The sequence below is a fragment of the Aquitalea magnusonii genome (genome assembly GCF_002217795.2).
Lineage (GTDB): Bacteria > Pseudomonadota > Gammaproteobacteria > Burkholderiales > Chromobacteriaceae > Aquitalea > Aquitalea magnusonii_B.
In genome coordinates this window covers 4,474,717-4,495,825 of sequence record NZ_AP018823.1, presented here as the reverse complement: position 1 = coordinate 4,495,825, position 21,109 = coordinate 4,474,717, and the positions used below count along the sequence as shown (strand labels likewise).

Sequence of the window (21,109 nt, the reverse complement as noted above, 5' to 3'; positions counted from 1 at the left end):
TCTCGTTGCTTCCGGCAGTTGGACCGCCGTATTACTGTTCGTCTGCCAGTGCTTCACACACATCGGCCACTCGGGACGCTGCCCCCGGTCTGGCCAATGCATGTGCCTGACTGGCAAGTTCCAGCAGACGGGGCCGGTCAAGACCAGCCAGCACGTCTGCCAGCTTTTGTGCTGTCATTTCCTGCTGCGGCAAATGAATCGCCGCGCCTGCCGCTGCCATCCACTTGGCGTTGTCGCGCTGGTGCGCCGTGGTGGACACCACCAGCGGCACCAGAATGCTGGCCACGCCTGCTGCGCACAGCTCGCTTACCGTAATGGCACCGGCGCGGCAGATGATCAGGTCGCAGTCGGCCAGCCGGCTGGGCATGTCATCGATAAACGGCAACAGCGTCACATCCTGTCCCAGTCCGGCGGCCCGGTACGCTGCCTGCACCTCGGCAAAGTTGGCCTCACCAGTTTGGTGGGTCAGCTGCGGGCGCTGTTCCTGCTGCAGCAGTGCCAGCGCCTGCGGCAGGGTCTGGTTCAGCACCCGCGCCCCCAGGCTCCCACCCACTACCAGCACGCGCAGCGGGCCGCTGCGACCGGCCATGCGCTGTGCCGGAGCCGGCAGGGCTTCGATTTCCTGCCGTACCGGGTTACCCGTCACCAGCGCCTTGGCCCCGCTCTTGGCGGCGCTGCCGTCAAAACCGCACACCAGCTTGCGGGCAAACGGCAGCAAGGCCTTGTTGCTCAACAGCAGGCTGGCATCGGCATTCACCAGTACCAGCGGCTTCCATAACAGGCCACTCACCACGCCGCCAGGCAGGCAGACATAGCCGCCCATGCCCAATACCACATCCGGCCGATGACGCAGCAACAGTTGTGCCGAGCGTACAAAAGCGCCGCACAACTGCAGCACACCCTTGAGCGAGCCCAGCAAGCCCTTGCCGCGCACGCCATGAAACGCCAACCGCTCCAGCGGAATGCCGGTGGGCGGTACCAGCTTGTTTTCCATGCCGCGCTCGGTACCCAGCCACACCACTTTCCAGCCACGCGCTTGCAGCGCTTTGGCCACGGCAAGGCCGGGGACGATGTGTCCACCCGTACCTGCTGCCATTACCATGACCGTTCTGTTCGTCATCTTCATCAAACCTTGTAACCGCGCATGATGCGCTGATTTTTGCTTCGTCCTGCGGCCTCGCAGAAACCGCCACCACCGGGCTTGCGCCCTCACGCACCTGCGGCGCTGGTCCTGCGCGGCTACACTTTGTAGCCGCCCTTCGCTCCGGTTTTAGCTTCGGCCTTTGGCCTCGCAGAAACCGCCACCACCGGGCTTGCGCCCTCACGCGCCTGTCGGCGCTTGTCCTGCGCGGCTACACTTTGTAGCCGCCCTTCGCTCCGGTTTTAGCTTCGGCCTTTGGCCTCGCAGAAACCGCCACCGCCGGGCTTGCGCCCTCACGCACCTGCGGCGCTGGTCCTGCGCGGCTACACTTTGTAGCCGCGCATGATGCGGCGGTTTTCATAGTCCACCCGCAGCAGCACGGCCATGGCGATGAGGTTCATCAACATGGCCGAACCACCAAACGACATCAGCGGCAGGGTCAGGCCCTTGGTGGGCAACAGGCCCATGTTCACGCCGATGTTGAAAAACACCTGAATCCCCAGCCAGATGCCCATGCCCTGCGCCACCAGCGCCTGGAAGAACCGTTCCAGCTTTTTCGATTCCACGCCGATGTGAAACGCGCGCCGCACCACCCAGGCATACAGGCCGATCACCACGCAGATGCCGACAAAGCCGAATTCTTCCGAAATCACCGCCATGATGAAGTCGGTGTGCGCCTCGGGCAGGTAGAACAGCTTTTCAATGCTGGAGCCCAGCCCCACGCCATACCACTCGCCACGGCCAATGGCGATCAGCGAGTGTGATAGCTGGTAGCCCTTGCCATAGGGGTCGTCCCACGGGTCCATAAAGCCCAGCACCCGCTTGAGCCGGTATGGCGAGGAGATGATCAGCAGCACGATGGCCACCGCCGCCATCACCGCCAGACCGGAGAAAATGCGCATATTGATGCCGCCGAGGAACAGCACGCCCATGGCAATGGACATCACCACCATCAAGGCACCGAAGTCCGGCTCGCGCAGCAACAGGAAGGCCACCATCACCATGGCGGCAAACATCGGGGCAAAGCCTTCTTTCAGGCTGTGCAGCTTGTGGGTTTTGCGCACGGTGTAGTCGGCGGCATAAATCACCGTGGCGAACTTCATGATTTCCGATGGCTGCAGGTTGAGCACAAACAGGTTGATCCAGCGGCGCGAACCGTTCACCACCCGGCCAATACCGGGAATCAGCACCAGCACCAGCAGTACGATGCCCAGCAGGAACAACTTGCCGGCGTATTTCTGCCAGATGCGGGTAGGTACCTGGAACATCACGTAGGATGCGGAAAGGCCGATCACCATGAAAATGATGTGGCGGATCAGGTAGAAATAGCGGTTTTGCGTGGCCACATCGGCCTCGGCATAGGCAATCGACGCCGAATACACCATCACCAGACTGATGGACAGCAGCAGGGCCAAGGCCCAGGCCAATGCCTCGTCAAACGGTTTGATGGCGGTGTAGCGACGCGCCGAATGCACGATCATGGCTGCCCCTTTCCGGTCGCGGCCTTGATCTGCGCCACGGTGTCGATAAACACCTGGGCGCGATGGGCGTAGTTGCGGAACATGTCCAGGCTGGCGCAGGCGGGCGACAGCAGCACCACATCACCCGGCTGGGCCAGCGCGGCGGCGGCGCGGGTGGCTTCTTCCAGCGTGGCATAGTCGTGCAGCGCAACGCCGCTGTCGGCCAGTGCGGCACGGATACGGCCGGCATCGCGGCCAATCAGCAATACGGCGCGGGCAATGCGCTGGCAAGCCGGTGCCAGCGGGCTGAAATCCTGGCCCTTGCCATCGCCACCTGCTATCAGCACCACCTTGCGGGTCATGCCATTGAGGGCGGCCTCGGTAGCGCCGACATTGGTGCCCTTGGAATCGTCAATCCAGGCGATGCCGTCAAATTCGTCCACCAGCTCCACGCGGTGGGCCAGGCCCTCAAAGCTTTGCAAGCCTTGCAGCAGGGCAGTGCGGTCCAGCCCGATGCTGTCGCACAAGGCCAGCGCGGCCAGGGCGTTGGCGGCATTGTGCAGGCCTTGCAGTTGCAGGCTGGCTTGCGGCAGCACGGCCTTGCCCTGTGCGCTGAGCCAGTATTGGCCATCCTGCTGAGTGAGGCTGTATTCCACCGGCTGCTTGAGCGAGAACCATTTGACCACATGGCCGGGGCGCACCATGGCCGGGGCCAGGATGTCGTCGCGGTTCAGCACCTGCACGCCCTGGCCGTTGAACACGGCGGTCTTGGCGTGGGCGTAGTCCAGCAGGTCGTTGTAGCGGTCCAGATGGTCTTCGGAAATATTCAGCACGGTGGCGGCATCGGCGGCGAGGCTGTACGTGGTTTCCAGTTGGAAGCTGGACAACTCCAGCACCCACACGTCCGGCTGCTTGCCGGACTGTTCGCGTTCCAGCAGGGCTTCCAGTACCGCCAGACCGATATTGCCGGCCACGATGGTATCCAGCCCGGCCTGCTGGCACAGATGGCCGACCAGACTGGTGACGGTGGTCTTGCCATTGGAACCGGTAATGGCAATCACCTTGCTGCCATTGCCCCTGATGGCGCGGGCCAGCAGTTCCACATCGCCCACCACTTCACCACCGGCGCGACGGAAAGCATCCACCGCCGGGTTTTTCAGCGGCACGCCAGGGCTGAGCACCAGCATGTCGACGCCGGCAAAGGTGCTGGCATCAAACGCACCAACGCGCAGCTCGGCATGCGGCACATGGCGCTGCAGTTCGGCCACGCGCTCGGGCGCGGGCTTGCTGTCGGCCACCACCACGCGTGCGCCGTGGGCAGCCAGATAGCGCGCGGCAGCCAGCCCCGAGCCTCCCAGCCCCACTACCGCGATGTGTCGATCAGCAAAGTTCATGAGCCCTTGTCCTTAACGCAATTTCAACGAAGCCAGGCCAGCCAGCACCAGCATCATGGTGACAATCCAGAAGCGCACCACCACCTGGGTTTCCTTCCAGCCCTTCAATTCGTAGTGGTGATGCAGCGGTGCCATGCGGAACACGCGCTTGCCGGTTAGCTTGAACGAAGCCACCTGGATCATCACCGACAGTGCTTCCATCACGAACAGACCGCCCATGATGAACAGCACGATTTCCTGACGCACGATCACCGCCACGGTGCCCAGTGCCGCGCCCAGCGCCAGTGCGCCGACATCGCCCATGAACACCTGCGCCGGATAGGCGTTGAACCACAAGAAGCCTAGGCAGGCCCCGCAGATGGCGGCACAGAACACCACGACTTCATGCGCGCCGGGAATGAAGGGCAGGCCCAGATATTTGGAAAACACCACGTGGCCAGCCACGTAAGCGAAGATGGACAGGCCGGAAGCCACCATCACCACCGGCAACGCCGCCAGACCATCCAGACCGTCGGTCAGGTTGACCGCATTGGAGGTGCCTACAATCACCAGATAGGTCAGCACGCAGAAGCCCACCACGCCCAGCGGATAGGCCACGGTCTTGAAGAAGGGCACGATGAACTCGGTGGAGGCCGGCAGCTTGGCAGTGGCAATCAGGAAGATGCCCGCGGCAATGGCGATGGTGGATTGCCATACCATCTTGAATTTGGCCGACACGCCTTTCGGGTCCTTGTACACCACCTTGCGCCAGTCGTCGTAAAAGCCCAGCGCGCCGGTACCCAGCATCACCGCCAGCAGCAGCCAGACGTATTTGTTGGACAGATCCGCCCACAGCAACGTGGTGATGGTGATGGACAGCATGATCAGCGAACCACCCATGGTGGGCGTACCGGCCTTGACCAGATGGCTTTGCGGACCGTCGTTACGCACGGCCTGGCCGACTTTCAGCTCGGTCAGTTTGCGAATCACCCACGGCCCCATCAGCAGCGAGATGGTCAGCGAGGTAAGCGCCGCCATCACCGCACGCAGGGTGACGTAGTAGACAACGTTGAAAGTCCGGATATGAGAACCCAGCAGATCGGCTAGCCAGAGCAGCACCTTACACTCCCTCTTCTTGTTGTTTTGCGGTCGTCAGGTGTTCCACCACCCGTTCCATACGCATGAAGCGCGAGCCTTTCACCAGCACGGAAGCTCCCGCTTGCAAATTGGCGTCCAGCCAGCTGGCCAGCGCCGCGAAATCATCAAAACTGTGTGCGCCGTCACCAAAGGCGGCGGCGGCGTGACGGCTGAGTTCGCCCAACGTCACCAACTGCGCAATACCGCGCTGGCGGGCATGCTCACCCACCTCGCGGTGCAGTTGCGGCGCGGTATCTCCCAGCTCGCCGATATCACCCATCACAAAGCAATGCGGTGCCGGCAGGCCGGCCAGCACGTCGATACCGGCTTTCATCGAATCCGGATTGGCGTTGTAGCTGTCATCAATCAGCACACCGCCGTGACGACCGGTTTTCTGTTGCAGACGGCCCTTGGCATTGCCGAACACCGCCAGACCGGCAGCGATGGCGGCCAGCGGCACATCCAGTGCCAGCGCCATGGCCGCAGCGGCCAGCGCATTGCGCACATTGTGTTCGCCCGGTGCCGGCAGGCTGATGGCCTGCTCGCCTTGCGGGCTGCACAGGATGAACTGGCTATCGAGCGCCTGCAGGCTGATGTCACGCGCGCGGATGTCTGCTATCTGCTGCAGGCCGAAACTGCAGATGCGATGCGCACCGGCGGCGGCACGGAACAGCGCGATATTGGCGTCATCGGCATTGACGATGGCCACACCATCCGCCTGCAGGCCGCAGAAGATTTCCGCCTTGGCACGGGCGATGTCGGCGGTATCGGCAAAATGGCCCAGGTGGGCACGCATGGCATTGTTGACCAGTGCCACTTGCGGCCGGGCCATCTTGCTCAGATAAGTCAGCTCGCCGTGGTGGTTCATGCCCATTTCCAGCACCGCATAGCGATGGGCGGCAGTCAGCCCCAGCAAGGTCAGCGGCAGGCCGATGTCGTTGTTGAAGTTACCGGCGGTGGCATGCACCGCCTGCTCTCCGGCATGGGCCTTGAGAATGGCGCTGAGCATTTCCTTGACCGTGGTCTTGCCGTTGGAACCGGTAATGCCCACGCGCAGCGCAGGCAGTGCGCCAGCCCAGCCAGCAGCCAGACGGCCCAGCGCCAGCCGGGTGTCGTCCACCTTGATCAGACTGGCGTTGTCCAGCGCAAAATCCTCGGCCACCAGCGCAGCGGCGGCACCGCGCGCCAGCACGTCGGCTACAAAGTCGTGCGCATCAAAGCGTTCGCCCTTGAGCGCGACAAACAAATCGCCCGGCTGCACCGCACGGCTGTCAGTCACCACGCGGGTAAGACGGACTTGCCTGCCTGCGCCCGATAGGGTGCCAACTGCCCATTGCGCGGCCTGCTGCAAGGTCATCATGCCTTGTCTCCCCAGGCCGTCAGCGCTTCTTCGGCAATGCGGAAATCGGAGAACGGGTGCTTGACCCCGCCGATGTCCTGGTATTCCTCGTGACCCTTGCCGGCGATCAGCACGATGTCGCCCGCCTGCGCCTGGCTCACCGCCCAGTGAATGGCGGCGGCACGGTCGGCATCCACATGGCCGGGCTGGCTCATGCCGGCCAGAATGTGCTCGATGATGGTTTGCGGGTTTTCGGTGCGCGGATTGTCGCTGGTCACCACTGCCACATCGGCAATGCGCTGGGCGATTTCGCCCATCATCGGGCGCTTGCCCGGATCGCGGTCGCCGCCGCAGCCGAACACGCAATACAGCTTGCTGCCTGCCGGACGGATGTCGGCCAGCGTGGCCAGTGCCTTTTCCAGCGCATCCGGGGTATGGGCGTAGTCAATCACCACCAGCGGTTCGTGGCTGCCGCCAATGCTTTGCATACGGCCACGCGCCGGCTGGATGCGCGCCATCACGGCGGCGGCATCAGTCAGGCTGATGCCGTTGACGCACAAGGTGGCCAGACAGGCCAAAAGATTGCTGGCATTGAAACGGCCCACCAGACCGGTACGCACCTCCACCTCGCCCCACGGCGTGGCAACCCGCAATTGCAGGCCATCCAGATTGGCCGTCAGGCTGAGCGGGCGCACATCGCCCTGGGTCAGGCCATAGCTCACCACCTGGGTCTGGCTGGCATCGATGTCCTGCACCAGTTGGCGGCCAAACGGGTCATCCACATTGATGACCGCATGCTTGAGGCCTTCCCAGTGAAACAGCTTGGCCTTGGCCCCACCATAGGCTTCCATGCTGCCGTGGTAATCCAGATGATCGCGGGTCAGGTTGGTGAATACCGCGGTGGCAAAACTCACGCCGTTCACCCGCGCCTGGTCCAGACCGTGGCTGGATACTTCCATGGTCACCACATGCGCACCCTGACGACGGTATTCGGCCAGCTTTTGCTGTACGGTAACCGGGTCTGGCGTGGTGTGCGTGGTTTGGGTCAGTTCGCCATAAAAACCATTGCCCACGGTGCCGATCAAGGCGGCTTTCTGCCCCAGCAACGAAAACGCCTGCGCCAGCCAGTGCGAGATGGAAGTCTTGCCATTGGTGCCGGTAATGCCGATTACGGTCATCGCCTGGCTGGGCTGGCCATAGACGTGTGCCGCCACCATGCCGGCACGCTCGCGCAGCGCCGGGACAGGCAGGTTGGGCAGTTGCCAGTCGGGGTTCCAGCAAAAACCGTCGGCAGCATCCCACAGCACCGCCGCCGCACCTTTTTCCAGCGCGGCAGGGATGAAGTCGCGGCCATCGGCATATTCGCCATGGCAGGCCAGGAAGACATCGCCGGGCAGTACGCGGCGGCTGTCAGCTTCTACCCGTTTGATGGGGAAGCCCAGCAGGTTCAGTTGTGCCGGATCCCAGTCCGGCAAGCTTGTCAGGCGACTTTTCATGTTCTGTTTCTTCAAAAATCCGCAGGGACCGGGGTGGAATCCGGCAGCAAGCTGTTGTTGGACGGCTCGTCCGGCTGCACATTCAGCACGCGCAGCGCGCCGCCAGCCACCTGGGAAAACACCGGTGCGGAAATGGCACCGCCGTAGTATTTGCCAGCCGTGGGTTCGTCAATCATCACGGCCACAATCAGTTTGGGGTTCTTGCCCGGGGCAAAGCCGATGAACAGCGCGCGGTGCTTGTTGGCCACATAGGTGCGGCCTTCCAGCTTGCGCGCGGTACCGCTCTTGCCACCGATGCTGTAACCGATGATGCGGCCACCGACGGCACCGCCGCCCGGTTCGCTGTTGGCCACCAGCAGGTCGTGCATTTCGTGGGCGGTTTTCTCGCTCAGCACCCGCTTGCCCGGCATCGGGTTATTGGTCTTGTACAGCGAGATGGGCAGCATCACGCCGTCATTGGTAAAAATGGTGTAAGCCCGCGCCATCTGGAGCAGGCTTACCGACACGCCATAGCCGAAAGACATGGTGGCCTGTTCGATGGGCCGCCAGTTTTTCCAGTCGCGCAGGCGGCCTGCCGCCTCGCCGGGGAAGCCGGTATTAGGCGGACGGCCAAAGCCCAGCGCATCGTAGTAAGTCCAGAAATCCTGCGGGCTGCTCAACAGCGCCAGCTTGCTGGTGCCGACGTTGGACGACTTCTGGATGATGCCCAGGATGTTGAGGCTGGGCTGGGCCGATACATCGCGGATGGTGGCCGGGCCAATCATGTAGCTATGGGTATCCAGTACGGTATTGACCGTGGCCTTGCCATGTTCCAGCGCCAGCGAGATGGACAGCGGCTTCATGGTGGAACCGGGCTCGAACAGGTCGATCACCGCACGGTTGCGCAGCATTTCCGGTGTGGTGCCCACCCGGTTGTTGGGATTGAACGAGGGATAGTTGGCCAATGCCAGCAACTCGCCGGACTTGGCATCCAGCACCACCACGCTGCCGGCCTTGGCCTTGTTCTCTTCCACCGCCGCCTTGATTTCGCGATACGCCAGATACTGGATGCGATGATCCACCGCCAGGGCCAGGGTCTGGCCATCCTTGGGCGGTTCAATGGCGGCGACATCCTCGATGATGTGGCCACGGCGATCCTTGATCACCACGCGGCGACCATCCTTGCCAGCCAGCATTTTTTCGCGCGCCAGCTCCACCCCTTCCTGGCCTTTGCCATCCACCCCGGTAAAACCGATGATGTGGGAGATGATTTCGCCAGCCGGGTAGAAACGGCGGTATTCCTGCTGCTTGGCAATGCCGGGAATGCCCAGCGCCATCACCTTGTCCGCCAGCTCCGGGCTGATCTGGCGCTTGATGTAGACAAATTCCTTCTTGTGATCGGACAGCTTGGTGGCCAGTTCTTCCGGGCTGATGTCCAGCAGCTTGCCCAGATCACGCAGCTTGGCCGGTGGCACCGGCTCCATGTCGGCCGGGCTGGCCCAGATGGTTTGTACCGGCGAGCTGATGGCCAGCGGTTCGCCGTTACGATCGGTAATCACCCCGCGATTGGCTTCCAGCGTCATCGCGCGGCGGAAACGTGCCTCGCCCTGGCCTTGCAGGAAGTCCTGCTGCACCACTTGCAGATAAATGGCCCGGCCAATCAGCGCCAGAAACAGCATGCCCAGCATCAGCAATACAAAACGCACACGCCCTGCCGTCATTTTCAGGGCAGGGCTGGCATCGGCGATGCGTTCACGCTGGTGGGCGGAGTAGCTGGTGCGCATCAGGCACCTCCCCGCGGTGAAATCACCTGAATCTGACGCGGGTCTGGCGTGTGCATGCCCAGGCGGGTGCCGGCGGCCTTTTCAATCACCGCATGCGCTCCCCAGGTGCTTTGCTCCAGCTGTAATTGACCGTATTCCACTTCCAGCTGCTGAGCGGACTTCTGCTCTTTCTGCAGGTCGCTGTACAGCCTGCGCGATACGTGCTGCGAGGTGACCACCGACCAGGCGGACACCACCACAAGCACCAGAAGAATCGCGCACAGACGGTTCATGCATCCCCCTCACGCCACGGTGCGGCGGTACGCTGGGCAATACGCATGATGGCGCTGCGCGAACGGGCGTTGTCACGCACTTCCTCTTCCGAGGCACGCACCGGTTTGCCAACGGTTTCCAGCGGCGGGCGGGCCATGTCTTCGGCACGCACCATCACCCAACTGGGCAGTTTTTCCACACTGCTGGCATCACGCAGGTATTGTTTGACGATACGGTCTTCCAGTGAATGAAAGCTGATGATGGCCAGACGGCCATCTTCCGCCAGATGACGCGCCGCCTGCGGCAGCACCGCTTTCAGCTCGTCCAGCTCGCGGTTCACAAAGATCCGGATCGCCTGGAAGGTACGCGTGGCTGGGTCCTGACCCGGTTCCCGAGTACGGACGTTTTGCCCAACGAGCAAGGCGAGCTCACGCGTGGTCTGGATGGGAGCGAGCTCCCGTTGCGCAACAATGGCTGCTGCGATCTTGCGAGCAAACCGCTCTTCACCATAAGTCTTGATGACCTCTTTGATTTCGTCTTCTTCCGCACTGGCCAGCCACTGGGCGGCGGTAATGCCGCGGGTGGTGTCCATGCGCATGTCCAGCGGCGCGTCAAAGCGGAAGCTGAATCCGCGACGGCCATCGTCAATCTGTGGCGAGGACACGCCCAGATCCATCAATACACCATTCACCGTGGCCACACCCAGGCGGGCCAGTTCCTGACCCAGGGTCTCGAAACCGTTGTGGACAATGGTGAAACGGCTGTCTTCTGCCGCCAGCCGTTCGGCTTCGGCGATGGCTTCCGGATCCTTGTCAAAGGCAATCAGCCGGCCCGTGGGGCCCAGCCGTGACAGGATCAAGCGGCTATGACCACCTCGGCCAAAGGTGCAATCGACGTACACGCCATCAGGCTTGATGGCGAGTGCTTCGACAGCCTCGGCAAGCAGCACCGTGCGATGCACGAACGGGGTGGGGTTCACAGCGTAAAGTCTCCAAGATGTTGTGCCAGGTCGGCTTGGTCTATCGCCAGGGCGTCATTGGTCTGGCTGTCCCATTCCTCGGCATTCCACAGCTCGAAGCGGTTACCCATGCCCACCAGGGCCACGTCCTTGTCGAGGCCGACCAGGTCGCGCAGGCGGGAGGGAAGCAGGATGCGTCCGGCGCTGTCCATTTCCAGCGTTTCTGCGTGGCCAAGCACGAGGCGCTGGTAGCGTTTGAGCGTGGGATTGCCGGTGGGAAGGGCGAGAAGGCGGGCTTCGACCGGACGCCAGTTGGGTTCGGGGTAAATCAGCAGATGGTCGGGGGACTCAAGGGTAACGACCAGCTTGTGGCCAAACGCGGACAGCAGTGTCTCACGGTGTCTGGCCGGAATGGCCAAACGACCCTTGCTATCAAGAGAGACAATGCTGACTCCACCAATCATGACCTGGACACCACCGCTGAAAGTTGAGGGGCCGTCGCCCCACTTTTACCCACTTCACCCCACTTTCCGCCACTATAAGAAAGAACTTCACCATGGTCAACATCACTCGGCGCTAATTCACCTTTTGCGACAATGACTTAGCGGCACGGTGAAAATGTGCTTTCCGTGTCAAATCAGTGAGTTAATAACAGCAGTCAAAGTGAGCTATGAACTGGAATGGTGCAGGAAGACAACACAATGATTTTTAATGACATGGACATTGAGGATCAGGCATTGCATCGCGCGGCGCTTGCAATGTGCGCTTGAAAATGAAAAAACAGAACGGCATGCCGTAGCATGCCGTTCGTACCGACACTGTCCGGAACAGTGCCTCAGCCAATCATCAAGCCAGCTTCTGCTTCAGGATTTCCTGCACCTGTGCCGGGTTGGCCTTGCCCTTGGAAGCTTTCATCACCTGACCGGCCAAGGCATTCAGTGCCTTTTCCTTGCCTGCGCGGAACTCCTCCACCGCCTTGGGGTTGGCGGCAATGGCTTCTTCCACCATTTTCTCGATGGCCCCCACGTCGGACACCTGTTTCAGGCCGTCACGCTCGATGATGGCATCGGCAGACAGATCACTATCCCACAAGGCATCGAACACTTGCTTGGCCAGCTTGCTGGACAGGGTGTTGTCGGCAATGCGCTGGATCAGGCCGGTCAGGCGTTCGGCGGAAATCGGGCAGTCGCCAATATCCTTGCCTTCGCGGTTCAGACGGGCGGCGATTTCACCGTTCACCCAGTTGGCGGCCAGCTTGCCCTGGCCGGAGCCCTGAGCAACGGCTTCGAAATATTCCGCCGTGGCACGGCTGCCGGTCAGCAGGGCCGCGTCGTAGGCCGACACGCCGAAGGCTTCGACAAAGCGGGCCTTCATGGCGCTGGGCAGTTCCGGCATTTCGCTGCGGATGCGGGCGATCTGCTCGTCGCTGATGCGTACCGGCAGCAAGTCCGGATCGGGGAAGTAGCGGTAGTCGTGCGCGTCTTCCTTGCTGCGCATCATGCGGGTTTCGCCGCTGTCCGGGTCGAACAGCACGGTTGCCTGTTCCACGCGGCCGCCATCTTCCAGGGTGTCGATCTGCCACTGGATTTCATACTTGATGGCCTGCTCCAGGAAGCGGAAGGAGTTCAGGTTCTTGATTTCACGGCGGGTGCCGAATTCCTGCTGGCCGAACGGGCGCACCGAAACGTTGGCATCCACGCGGAAGCTGCCTTCCTGCATGTTGCCGTCGCAAATACCCAGCCACATCACCAGACTGTGCAGGGCGCGGGCATAGGCCACGGCTTCTTCCGGTGAGCGCATGTCCGGCTCGGACACCACTTCCAAGAGCGGGGTGCCGGCGCGGTTGAGGTCGATGCCGGTCATGCCGCTGAAGTCTTCATGCAGCGATTTGCCGGCATCTTCTTCCATGTGGGCACGGGTCAGCTTGACCAGCTTTTCTTCCTCGCCCACCAGAATCGGCAATACGCCGCCTTCGACGATAGGCAGCTCCATCTGGCTGATCTGGTAGCCCTTGGGCAGGTCGGGGTAGAAGTAGTTTTTGCGCGCAAATACGTTCTTCTGGTTGATTTTCGAGCCCAGTGCCAGGCCCAGGCGGATGGCTTTTTCCACCACGGCCTTGTTCATCACCGGCAGCACGCCGGGAAAGGCCAGTTCCACGGCCGAGGCCTGGGTGTTCGGCTCGGCACCAAAGGCGGTGCTGGTGCCGGAAAAAATCTTGGTAGCGGTGTTGAGCTGCACATGCACCTCAAGACCGATGACGACTTCCCATTTCATGAGGCAATTACCTTTTCAATGCTAGTGATTTCTCCATTGCTGTCATAATAAACACGGTCAACTTCCACTTCTCCGTCAGGCCGCCTGACGTCAACCTCAACCCAGCCATCGCCACAATTACGCTCGGACCATCCGCCCACGCCATACTCTGCAGTCAGTTGTTCTTCCAAGTATTTTTTCATCTCAATCCTCTCACAAACTCTGAATTTAGAGATTAGGCATACGGCAATGCCAGTCGGTAGCCAACTGGAACTGGTGCGCCACATTCAGCATTTTTGCTTCGCCAAAATAATTGCCGATGATCTGCAAACCCACCGGGCGGCCCTGGCGGTCGAAACCGGCGGGCACGCTCATGCCGGGCAGGCCGGCCAGGTTGACCGACAGGGTGTAGATGTCCGACAGGTACATCTGCACCGGATCGCCGGATTTCTCGCCGATATTGAAGGCGGCAGTCGGCGCCACCGGCCCCAGGATCACGTCGCACTGCGCGAACGCGGCGGTGAAGTCATTGGCAATCAGGCGGCGGATCTTTTGTGCCTTCAGGTAGTAGGCATCGTAATAGCCGTGCGACAGCACATAGCTGCCCACCAGGATGCGGCGCTTGACCTCGGCGCCAAAACCTTCGGCGCGGGTCTTCTCATACATGTCCACCAGGTCCTTGTACTCTGCCGCACGGTGGCCGTAACGCACGCCATCGTAACGCGACAGGTTGGTGGAGGCCTCGGCCGGGGCAATCACGTAGTAGGCCGGGATGGACAGCTCGGTGTTGGGCAGGCTGATGTCCACCACCTGTGCGCCCTGCTTTTTCAGCTCGGCCACAGCGTCTTCAATCACCTTAGCCACGTCGCCATCCAGGCCGTCGGCAAAGTACTCGCGCGGCAGACCCACGCGCAAACCGGCCAGCGGCTGGTTCAGCTCGCGGGTGTAGTCTTCACGGGCACGTTCCAGGCTGGTGGAGTCACGCTCGTCGAAACCGGCCATCACGTTCAGCATCAGCGCGCAGTCTTCTGCCGTCTGGGCAATCGGGCCGCCCTGATCCAGCGAGGAGGCATAAGCCACCATGCCGTAACGCGATACCACGCCATAAGTGGGCTTGATGCCGGTGACGCCGCAATGGCTGGCCGGCTGACGGATGGAGCCGCCGGTGTCGGTGGCGGTGGCCACCGGCGTCAGGCGTGCAGCGACAGCAGCGGCGGAACCACCGGACGAGCCGCCGGGAATGGCGTTCAGGTCCCACGGGTTTTTCACGGCACCGTAGTAGCTGTTTTCATTGGACGAGCCCATGGCGAATTCGTCCATATTGGCGCGGCCCAGCGTGATCAGGCCAGCGGCATTGCACTGCTCCACCACATGCGCGTTATAGGGCGAGATGAAGTTGTCCAGCATCTTCGAGCCACAACTGGTTTTCCAGCCCTGCTGGCAGAAGATGTCCTTGTGTACCATCGGTACACCAGTGAGCAGACCGGCATTGCCCGCGGCACGGGCAGCGTCGGCCGCCGCGGCATCGGCCAGGGTGCGGGCGCGGTCCACGGTAATGAAGGCGTTCAGCTGCGGGTTCAGCGCCTCGATGCGGTCGAGGTATTGCGTGGCCAATTCCACGCTCGACACCGCACCCGCCGCCAGTTGTTGCGACAGTTGCTTGAGGGTGGCGTTCGTCATTTTGTCTTGATATCCGGTTAAGCTGGGATCGATGAGCGGGTACGCCCGGCAAGTCGGGCGGGCAATGATGTTTCCGAAAAAAGCGGTTTCCCCTTGGGAACCATCCGAAACACCATTGCTCTGAAACTCACTCGATCACCTTGGGAACGAGGAACAGGCCCTTTTCCACCTGCGGGGCAATGGCCTGAAAAGCCTCCCGCTGATTGGTCTGGGTCACGATGTCTTCACGCAGGCGCAGGCTTACGTCCTGCGGATGGGCCATCGGTTCGATGCCATCGGTGTTGACAGCCTGCATCTTCTCGATCAGGCCAAAAATATTGTTAAGCTGGTTGCCGACTGCCGCGATTTCTTCATCGCTTACGTTGATGCGGGCAAGCTTGGCAATCCGCGCGACATCCTGGTGCGTCAGAGACATGGCGTCCTCGTTAAAACCTTTAATATTTCAAGCTTTATAGGGTATCATAAGGGGTTTGATTCTCCCAAGATCGACATCACACATCGCAGCATGAAAGACGCGGGTGGCAACAGGGTTTTGAGCCTGGATGTGCTGCTGTTTTTTTCTTCGCTGCAATGCAACAATGATGTCCCCCCGGAGAGCCGCCGTCCGCAGTTGCAGGCTTGCCTGAAAACTGCGCCACGCCGGAAACCGGGAAGCCAAGCCCATGCTAAGAATTTGCCGGACGCGCATCGCGCCCGACTGACGGAAACTGAACCAGGACCGCCCAATGTTTCGTTCGCTCACCGGATACTTCTCCAACGACCTTGCCATCGACCTTGGCACGGCCAACACCCTCATTTACATGCGTGGCAAGGGCATCGTGCTTGACGAGCCGTCGGTGGTCGCCATTCACAGCGACGCGCCCACCAACAAGAAATCCATCCTGGCCGTCGGCCTGGAAGCCAAGAAGATGCTGGGCCGCACCCCAGGTTCGATCCAGGCCATCCGCCCGATGAAGGACGGCGTGATTGCCGACTTCACCGTGACCGAGCAGATGCTCAAGCAGTTCATCAAGAAGGTGAACCCCAACCGCTTTTTTGCCGCCAGCCCGCGCATCGTGATTTGCGTGCCCTGCGGTTCCACCCAGGTGGAACGCAAGGCCATCCGCGACTCGGCCCTGGCTGCCGGTGCGCGCCGTGTCGAGCTGATTGAAGAGCCGATGGCTGCTGCCATCGGTGCCGGCCTGCCGGTAGAGGAGCCAACCGGCTCCATGGTGGTGGACATCGGTGGCGGCACCACCGAAGTGGGCGTGATTTCGCTGGGTGGCGTGGTGTATTCCAACTCGGTACGCGTTGGCGGTGACAAATTTGACGAAGCCATCATCAATTACATCCGCCGTAACTACGGCATGCTGATTGGCGAAACCACCGCCGAAGAAATCAAGAAGACCATCGGCTCGGCCTTCCCCGGTGCCGAAGTGCGTGAAATGGAAGTCAAGGGCCGCAACCTGGCCGAAGGCATTCCGCGTGCCTTCACCGTGTCGTCCAATGAAATCCTGGAAGCACTGACCGAGCCTTTGAACCAGATTGTCTCCGCGGTGAAGATTGCCCTGGAACAGACCCCGCCGGAACTGGGTGCCGACATTGCCGACAAGGGCATGGTGCTGACCGGTGGTGGCGCGCTGCTGAAGGATATCGACCGCCTGCTGGCCGAAGAAACCGGCCTGCCGGTATTCGTGGCCGAAGAGCCGCTGACCTGCGTGGTACGCGGTTCGGGCAAGGCACTGGAAAAGATGGACAAGATCGGCACCATCTTTACCAACGTTCCCTGATTGTTGCCTAAACGGAGTTGCTGCCGCCCCGTCAAGGGGCGGCATACCACCTGATGGACTTCGCCAACACCCCCAGCTTTTTCCGTTCCGGGCCCAAGCCCGGCACGCGCCTGTTCCTGTGCGCGCTGGCCTCCATCGCGCTCTTGGTGGGTGATAGCCGTTACGGCCTGATGGAACAGGCCCGCGATGGCATGTCGCTGGTGCTCTATCCCTTACAGCGTGTTGTCAACATGCCGCTGGGCATCGTGCGCCATGTCGGCGACTACTTCACCGTGCAGGCCGATCTCAAAAGCGAAAACGAGCAGTTGCGTACCCGTCAGCTGGAAATGTCCGCCCGCCTGGCCCGGCTGGAAACCGTGGAACGCGAACTGGCCGAACTGCGCAACCTGAATACCATCAAGGCCGGACGCAGCGATGCCGCCCAACTGGCAGAAATCCTGTACACCGGTCGCGACCCCTTCTCCTACAAGATCATCATCGACAAGGGTGCCGATGCCAATTTGCAAGCGGGCCAACCGGTGGTGGATGCGCGCGGCCTGCTGGGGCAGATTACCCGTGTTCAGCCGCTGACGGCCGAAGTCACGCTGATCATCGACAAGAACCAGATGGTGCCGGTGATGATTGCCCGTACCGGCGAGCGCGCCATCCTGTACGGCTATGGCGGCGGGGTGGAAATCCGCTACTTGCCGCTGCATGCCGATGTGCGCGAAGGTGACAGCATTGTCACCTCTGGCATTGACGGCCTGTACCAGGAAGGCACGCCGGTGGCGCGGGTCAGCAAGGTAGAACGCAATGCCGGCGCGGCCTTCAGCCGCATCACCACCGAACCGCTGGCCGGTGTGCAGCAAACCCGCTATGTGCTGGTATTGCAGCAAAAGGGCCAGACACCGCCACGCCCGGCCGAGCCGGTCGTGCCTGTGAAAAAGACCAAGGGCAAGAAGCCCGCCGATTCGGAGTAAGCATGTCGTTCGACCGCCCCAAGGAATTGCTCAAGCCGGTCAAGCGCCGCTTTATTTTCATGACCCTGCTGCTGGCGGTACTGGTGGAGATGATTCCGCTGCCGCTTGGCTCCACCCGCTGGCTGCCGGACTTCATCAGCCTGGTATTGCTGTACTGGCTGATCAATCAGCCGCGCCGGGTCAATGTGGGCATTGCCTTCCTGATGGGGCTGGTGGCGGATATCGCCACCGCCGGCATGCTGGGCCAGCACGCACTGGCCTACTCCGTCACCGCCTATCTGGCACTGAGCCGCCAGCGCCAGCTGATCATGTTCAACCTCGGCCAGCAGGCGCTCAGCGTGCTGGGGCTGATGGCCTGCAACCAGAGCATCATGGTGGTGGCACGCATGCTCACCGGCTCTGCCTTTGTCGGCTGGAGCTATTTCCTGCCACCCCTGATCGGGGCTTTGCTGTGGCCGCTGCTGACCAAGCTGCTGCTGCTGCCTTACCGTCATCACTCGGTGTAAGTCGTGCGCCCTACCCGTTTCAAGAATCCGCAGGCGGAAGACGGCCAGTTCCAGCTTCGGCTGATTGTGGCTTATGTCTTCATGCTGCTGATGTTCTGCATCCTGCTTGCCCGTTTTGTCTGGCTGCAGGTGTACCAGTACGAACACTTTTCCACGCTGGCGCAAAACAACCGCATCTCCTTGCTGCCCATCCTGCCCAACCGCGGCCTGATCATGGACCGCAACGGGGTGATCCTGGCGCAAAACTATTCCGCCTACACGCTGGAGCTGGTGCCCAGCAAGATGCCGGACATGAACGGTGCCATTGCCGAACTGAAAAAACTGGTCAGCATCACCCCGCGCGATGAAAAGCTGTTCAAGAAGCTGCTGGGTGAATCCAAGGATTTCGAATCCATCCCGCTCAAGGTGAAGCTGTCCGAGGAAGAAGCCGCCCGCGTGGCGGCCAATGCCTGGCGCTTTCCCGGCGTGCAGGTGAAAGCGCGGCTGTTCCGCGACTACCCGTACAAGGAACTCACCAGCCATGTGCTGGGCTATATCGGCCGCATCAACCAGAAAGACCAGGAACGGCTGGACGACGAAGACAAGACCACCAATTACAAGGGCACCAACTACATCGGCAAAACCGGCCTGGAAGCGGTGTACGAGGATGATCTGCACGGTCAGGTGGGGTTTGAAGAAGTGGAAACCGACTCCGGCGGCCGCGCCATCCGCAGCCTGCGCCGCACACCGCCGGTCAATGGCAACAATCTGAAACTGGCGCTGGACATCCGCCTGCAGGAAGTGGCCGACAAATTGTTTGGCAACCGCCGTGGCGCACTGGTGGCCATCGACCCGCAAACCGGCGGTGTGCTGGCCTTCCTGTCCAAGCCGGGCTTCGACCCCAATCTGTTCATCGACGGCATCGACAGCCAGAGCTGGGCGGCGCTGAACAACGACTGGCAAAAGCCGATGATCAACCGCGCGCTGCGCGGCACTTACCCGCCCGGCTCCACCTTCAAGCCCTTCATGGCCATGGCCGCGCTGGAAACCCACTCCATCGGCATGCATGATGTACGTCCGGCACCGGCCTACTTCACCCTGCCCGGCTCCAGCCACCAGTTCCGCGACAGTAACAAGAACGGCAACGGCTCGGCCAACCTGGCCAAGGCCATCCAGGTGTCCAGCGATACCTTCTTCTACAAGCTGGCCTGGGACATGGGCATCGACAAGATTGCGCCCACCGTCGGCCAGTTCGGCCTCGGCCGTCCCACCGGCATCGATCTGGACGGCGAAGCCAGCGGCGTCCTGCCCACCAAGGAATGGAAAGCCAAGCGCTTTGCCCGCTACAAGGAAGAATTCCGCCGCTGGTATCCGGCCGATGTGGTGAGCATCGGCATCGGCCAGGGCTTCAACTCCTACACCCCGCTGCAAATGGCGAATGGCATCGCCACGCTGGCCAATGACGGCGTGGCCTACAAACCGCACCTGGTACAGGAAGTGGTGGATGCGCGCAGCGGCAAGAGCCGGCTGATTGCCCCCAAGCCTGACCGGGTGCTGCCGTTCAAGCAGGAAAACTTCGAGTACGTGAAAGCCGCCATGCAGTCGGTGCTCAAACCCGGCGGCACCGCCTGGCGGCTGGGGGTGGGCCTGCCCTATACCATGGCGGGCAAAACCGGTACCGCCCAGGTGGTGGCCATCAAGCAAGGTGCCAAGTACAACGCTTCGGCCCTGGCCGAGCAATACCGCGACCACTCCTGGTTTGTCGCCTTTGCCCCGGTGGAGAAACCACGCATTGCCGTGGCCATCATTGTGGAAAACGCCGGCTTTGGTGCCGCCGCTGCCGCGCCGATCGCCCGCGGCCTGTTCGACTACTACATCACCGGCAAGGTCCCCGGCTCCATCAGCGGAGACATGAAGACCATGCCAATGGATACCGCCGATGACGCTGCAGCCGCATCTGATTAAACGCCTGTGGCTGGCCATCAAGGCCCCGCTGGATGGCCCGCTGATGATCATTCTGGGCCTGATTTTCGCCCTGAGCCTGGTGGTGCTGTATTCGGCCAACAACCAGGGCCTGGACAAGATCGACAACAAGCTGGTCTACACCCTGCTGTCGCTTGGCATCATGTGGCTGCTGGCGCGCAGCCGGCCACAAAGCATCATGAACTTTGCCCCGCCCATTTACGGCATCGGCGTGGTATTGCTGCTGGCGGTGCATTTCAAGGGCGTGACGGTGAACGGCTCTACCCGCTGGCTGGAGCTGGGCATCACCCGCATCCAGCCGTCGGAAATCATGAAGATTGCCCTGCCGATGATGCTGGCCTGGTTCTTCCAGAAATACGAGCTATCCATGCGCTGGTGGCATTACCTGGTGGCGGCGGTGATGATTGCCATTCCCTGCGCGCTGGTGCTGAAGCAGCCCGACCTTGGCACCACCATGCTGATTGCCGCGTCCGGCTTTTTCGTGCTGTTCTTCGTCGGCCTGCCGTGGAAGGTGATTCTGGGCGGGATGGTGGCGGCAGGTGCCAGCATGCCGGTGGTGTGGAACATGTTGCATGACTACCAGCGCCGCCGGGTGATGACCATGATAGACCCGATGGAAGACCCGCTGGGCGCGGGTTACCACATCATCCAGTCGATGATTGCCATCGGTTCCGGCGGCCCCTGGGGCAAGGGCTGGCTCAATGGCACCCAGACCCATCTGGACTACATTCCGGAACGCACCACCGACTTCATCTTTGCCGTGTATTCCGAGGAGTTCGGCCTGGTGGGCAATATCGTGCTGGTGGTGCTGTACACCCTGGTGCTCAGCCGCGCCATGATGATCACCGCCGGGGCGCAAACCCTGTACGGCCGCGCCATGGCCGGGGCCATCACCCTGTCCTTCTTTGTCTATGCCTTCGTCAACATGGGCATGGTGGCGGGTATCCTGCCGGTGGTGGGCGTGCCGCTGCCCTTTGTTTCCTATGGTGGCACCGCCACCGTCACCCTGTTTGTCGGCATGGGCATGCTGATGAGCATAGGCAATGCCCGGCGTTAAGCTG

General features: G+C 61.6%; 20 protein-coding genes. 5 read left to right on the top strand and 15 right to left on the bottom strand.

The genetic code is table 11. The annotated features are described in order from the left end of the window. Positions 1-31: 31 nt before the first annotated feature. The 15 genes from murG to DLM_RS21015 all read right to left on the bottom strand — a co-directional run bounded on the left by murG (position 32) and on the right by DLM_RS21015 (position 15,594). Positions 32-1,120: an undecaprenyldiphospho-muramoylpentapeptide beta-N-acetylglucosaminyltransferase gene (murG, locus tag DLM_RS21080; RefSeq protein ID WP_089083037.1), complete on the bottom strand. Its 1,089-nt coding sequence runs from the start codon at positions 1,118-1,120 to the stop codon at positions 32-34. Positions 1,121-1,464: 344 nt separating this feature from the next. After that, the gene (ftsW, locus tag DLM_RS21075; protein ID WP_045846490.1) at positions 1,465-2,622 is read right to left on the bottom strand and encodes a putative lipid II flippase FtsW; all 1,158 of its coding nucleotides are present in this window, start codon (positions 2,620-2,622) and stop codon (positions 1,465-1,467) included. Further along, positions 2,619-3,995 carry a UDP-N-acetylmuramoyl-L-alanine--D-glutamate ligase gene (gene murD, locus DLM_RS21070; protein ID WP_089082936.1) on the bottom strand — a complete coding sequence of 459 codons (1,377 nt, stop codon included), beginning with the start codon at positions 3,993-3,995 and terminating at the stop codon, positions 2,619-2,621. The genes ftsW and murD overlap by 4 nt, the downstream gene beginning before the upstream one ends. A 12-nt stretch (positions 3,996-4,007) precedes the next feature. Further along, complete coding sequence (gene mraY, locus DLM_RS21065) at positions 4,008-5,093, bottom strand: phospho-N-acetylmuramoyl-pentapeptide-transferase (protein ID WP_089082937.1); 1,086 nt, start codon at positions 5,091-5,093, stop codon at positions 4,008-4,010. 1 nt (position 5,094) lies between these two features. Next, on the bottom strand, positions 5,095-6,471 hold the full coding sequence (locus DLM_RS21060; protein WP_089082938.1) for a UDP-N-acetylmuramoyl-tripeptide--D-alanyl-D-alanine ligase: 1,377 nt from the start codon (positions 6,469-6,471) through the stop codon (positions 5,095-5,097). Beyond that, positions 6,468-7,946, bottom strand: a complete 1,479-nt coding sequence (locus DLM_RS21055) for a UDP-N-acetylmuramoyl-L-alanyl-D-glutamate--2,6-diaminopimelate ligase (RefSeq protein ID WP_089082939.1) — start codon at positions 7,944-7,946, stop codon at positions 6,468-6,470. Before DLM_RS21055 ends, DLM_RS21060 begins: the two co-directional genes overlap by 4 nt. A gap of 11 nt (positions 7,947-7,957) precedes the next feature. Continuing rightward, the gene (locus DLM_RS21050; RefSeq protein WP_089082940.1) at positions 7,958-9,709 is read right to left on the bottom strand and encodes a peptidoglycan D,D-transpeptidase FtsI family protein; all 1,752 of its coding nucleotides are present in this window, start codon (positions 9,707-9,709) and stop codon (positions 7,958-7,960) included. After that, the gene (gene ftsL, locus DLM_RS21045) at positions 9,709-9,981 is read right to left on the bottom strand and encodes a cell division protein FtsL (protein ID WP_089082941.1); all 273 of its coding nucleotides are present in this window, start codon (positions 9,979-9,981) and stop codon (positions 9,709-9,711) included. Before ftsL ends, DLM_RS21050 begins: the two co-directional genes overlap by 1 nt. After that, positions 9,978-10,940, bottom strand: a complete 963-nt coding sequence (gene rsmH, locus DLM_RS21040) for a 16S rRNA (cytosine(1402)-N(4))-methyltransferase RsmH (protein ID WP_089082942.1) — start codon at positions 10,938-10,940, stop codon at positions 9,978-9,980. Before rsmH ends, ftsL begins: the two co-directional genes overlap by 4 nt. Continuing rightward, positions 10,937-11,383: a division/cell wall cluster transcriptional repressor MraZ gene (gene mraZ, locus DLM_RS21035; RefSeq protein WP_045846497.1), complete on the bottom strand. Its 447-nt coding sequence runs from the start codon at positions 11,381-11,383 to the stop codon at positions 10,937-10,939. Before mraZ ends, rsmH begins: the two co-directional genes overlap by 4 nt. A 382-nt stretch (positions 11,384-11,765) precedes the next feature. Beyond that, the gene (gene gatB, locus DLM_RS21030; RefSeq protein WP_089082943.1) at positions 11,766-13,193 is read right to left on the bottom strand and encodes an Asp-tRNA(Asn)/Glu-tRNA(Gln) amidotransferase subunit GatB; all 1,428 of its coding nucleotides are present in this window, start codon (positions 13,191-13,193) and stop codon (positions 11,766-11,768) included. After that, a complete protein-coding gene (locus tag DLM_RS23235; protein WP_145985912.1) occupies positions 13,190-13,375 on the bottom strand; it encodes a hypothetical protein in 186 nt (61 codons plus the stop codon). Before DLM_RS23235 ends, gatB begins: the two co-directional genes overlap by 4 nt. A 25-nt stretch (positions 13,376-13,400) precedes the next feature. Continuing rightward, positions 13,401-14,852: an Asp-tRNA(Asn)/Glu-tRNA(Gln) amidotransferase subunit GatA gene (gene gatA, locus DLM_RS21025; RefSeq protein WP_089082944.1), complete on the bottom strand. Its 1,452-nt coding sequence runs from the start codon at positions 14,850-14,852 to the stop codon at positions 13,401-13,403. A gap of 127 nt (positions 14,853-14,979) precedes the next feature. Continuing rightward, on the bottom strand, positions 14,980-15,267 hold the full coding sequence (gene gatC / locus DLM_RS21020; RefSeq protein WP_089082945.1) for an Asp-tRNA(Asn)/Glu-tRNA(Gln) amidotransferase subunit GatC: 288 nt from the start codon (positions 15,265-15,267) through the stop codon (positions 14,980-14,982). A 27-nt stretch (positions 15,268-15,294) separates the two neighbouring features. Beyond that, positions 15,295-15,594 (bottom strand): hypothetical protein, encoded by a 300-nt coding sequence (locus DLM_RS21015; RefSeq protein ID WP_145985911.1) that lies wholly within the window; start codon positions 15,592-15,594, stop codon positions 15,295-15,297. Between DLM_RS21015 and DLM_RS21010 the strand changes: the two genes are divergently transcribed. Genes DLM_RS21010 through rodA form a run of 5 tightly spaced genes read left to right on the top strand, consistent with a single transcriptional unit; the run spans position 15,578 to position 21,105 of the window. After that, positions 15,578-16,621, top strand: a complete 1,044-nt coding sequence (locus DLM_RS21010; RefSeq protein WP_045846501.1) for a rod shape-determining protein — start codon at positions 15,578-15,580, stop codon at positions 16,619-16,621. The two genes, DLM_RS21015 and DLM_RS21010, sit on opposite strands and share 17 nt — an antisense overlap. A 53-nt stretch (positions 16,622-16,674) precedes the next feature. Continuing rightward, positions 16,675-17,580 carry a rod shape-determining protein MreC gene (gene mreC, locus DLM_RS21005; RefSeq protein WP_089082947.1) on the top strand — a complete coding sequence of 302 codons (906 nt, stop codon included), beginning with the start codon at positions 16,675-16,677 and terminating at the stop codon, positions 17,578-17,580. 2 nt (positions 17,581-17,582) lie between these two features. Next, on the top strand, positions 17,583-18,086 hold the full coding sequence (gene mreD, locus DLM_RS21000) for a rod shape-determining protein MreD (protein WP_089082948.1): 504 nt from the start codon (positions 17,583-17,585) through the stop codon (positions 18,084-18,086). Between the two features lie 3 nt (positions 18,087-18,089). Continuing rightward, positions 18,090-20,030 carry a penicillin-binding protein 2 gene (gene mrdA, locus DLM_RS20995; protein WP_231959924.1) on the top strand — a complete coding sequence of 647 codons (1,941 nt, stop codon included), beginning with the start codon at positions 18,090-18,092 and terminating at the stop codon, positions 20,028-20,030. After that, positions 20,005-21,105, top strand: a complete 1,101-nt coding sequence (rodA, locus tag DLM_RS20990) for a rod shape-determining protein RodA (RefSeq protein ID WP_197715467.1) — start codon at positions 20,005-20,007, stop codon at positions 21,103-21,105. The genes mrdA and rodA overlap by 26 nt, the downstream gene beginning before the upstream one ends. The last annotated feature ends 4 nt before the right edge of the window (positions 21,106-21,109 follow it).

What these genes read in the sequence shown, in the direction of transcription:
- murG (WP_089083037.1), bottom strand. Translation starts at nt 1,120, where the DNA reads ATGACGAACAGAACGGTCATGGTAATGGCAGCAGGTACGGGTGGACAC.
- ftsW (WP_045846490.1), bottom strand. Translation starts at nt 2,622, where the DNA reads ATGATCGTGCATTCGGCGCGTCGCTACACCGCCATCAAACCGTTTGAC.
- murD (WP_089082936.1), bottom strand. Translation starts at nt 3,995, where the DNA reads ATGAACTTTGCTGATCGACACATCGCGGTAGTGGGGCTGGGAGGCTCG.
- DLM_RS21060 (WP_089082938.1), bottom strand. Translation starts at nt 6,471, where the DNA reads ATGATGACCTTGCAGCAGGCCGCGCAATGGGCAGTTGGCACCCTATCG.
- DLM_RS21055 (WP_089082939.1), bottom strand. Translation starts at nt 7,946, where the DNA reads ATGAAAAGTCGCCTGACAAGCTTGCCGGACTGGGATCCGGCACAACTG.
- DLM_RS21050 (WP_089082940.1), bottom strand. Translation starts at nt 9,709, where the DNA reads ATGCGCACCAGCTACTCCGCCCACCAGCGTGAACGCATCGCCGATGCC.
- ftsL (WP_089082941.1), bottom strand. Translation starts at nt 9,981, where the DNA reads ATGAACCGTCTGTGCGCGATTCTTCTGGTGCTTGTGGTGGTGTCCGCC.
- mraZ (WP_045846497.1), bottom strand. Translation starts at nt 11,383, where the DNA reads ATGATTGGTGGAGTCAGCATTGTCTCTCTTGATAGCAAGGGTCGTTTG.
- gatB (WP_089082943.1), bottom strand. Translation starts at nt 13,193, where the DNA reads ATGAAATGGGAAGTCGTCATCGGTCTTGAGGTGCATGTGCAGCTCAAC.
- DLM_RS23235 (WP_145985912.1), bottom strand. Translation starts at nt 13,375, where the DNA reads ATGAAAAAATACTTGGAAGAACAACTGACTGCAGAGTATGGCGTGGGC.
- gatA (WP_089082944.1), bottom strand. Translation starts at nt 14,852, where the DNA reads ATGACGAACGCCACCCTCAAGCAACTGTCGCAACAACTGGCGGCGGGT.
- gatC (WP_089082945.1), bottom strand. Translation starts at nt 15,267, where the DNA reads ATGTCTCTGACGCACCAGGATGTCGCGCGGATTGCCAAGCTTGCCCGC.
- DLM_RS21010 (WP_045846501.1), top strand. Translation starts at nt 15,578, where the DNA reads ATGTTTCGTTCGCTCACCGGATACTTCTCCAACGACCTTGCCATCGAC.
- mreC (WP_089082947.1), top strand. Translation starts at nt 16,675, where the DNA reads ATGGACTTCGCCAACACCCCCAGCTTTTTCCGTTCCGGGCCCAAGCCC.
- mreD (WP_089082948.1), top strand. Translation starts at nt 17,583, where the DNA reads ATGTCGTTCGACCGCCCCAAGGAATTGCTCAAGCCGGTCAAGCGCCGC.
- rodA (WP_197715467.1), top strand. Translation starts at nt 20,005, where the DNA reads ATGACGCTGCAGCCGCATCTGATTAAACGCCTGTGGCTGGCCATCAAG.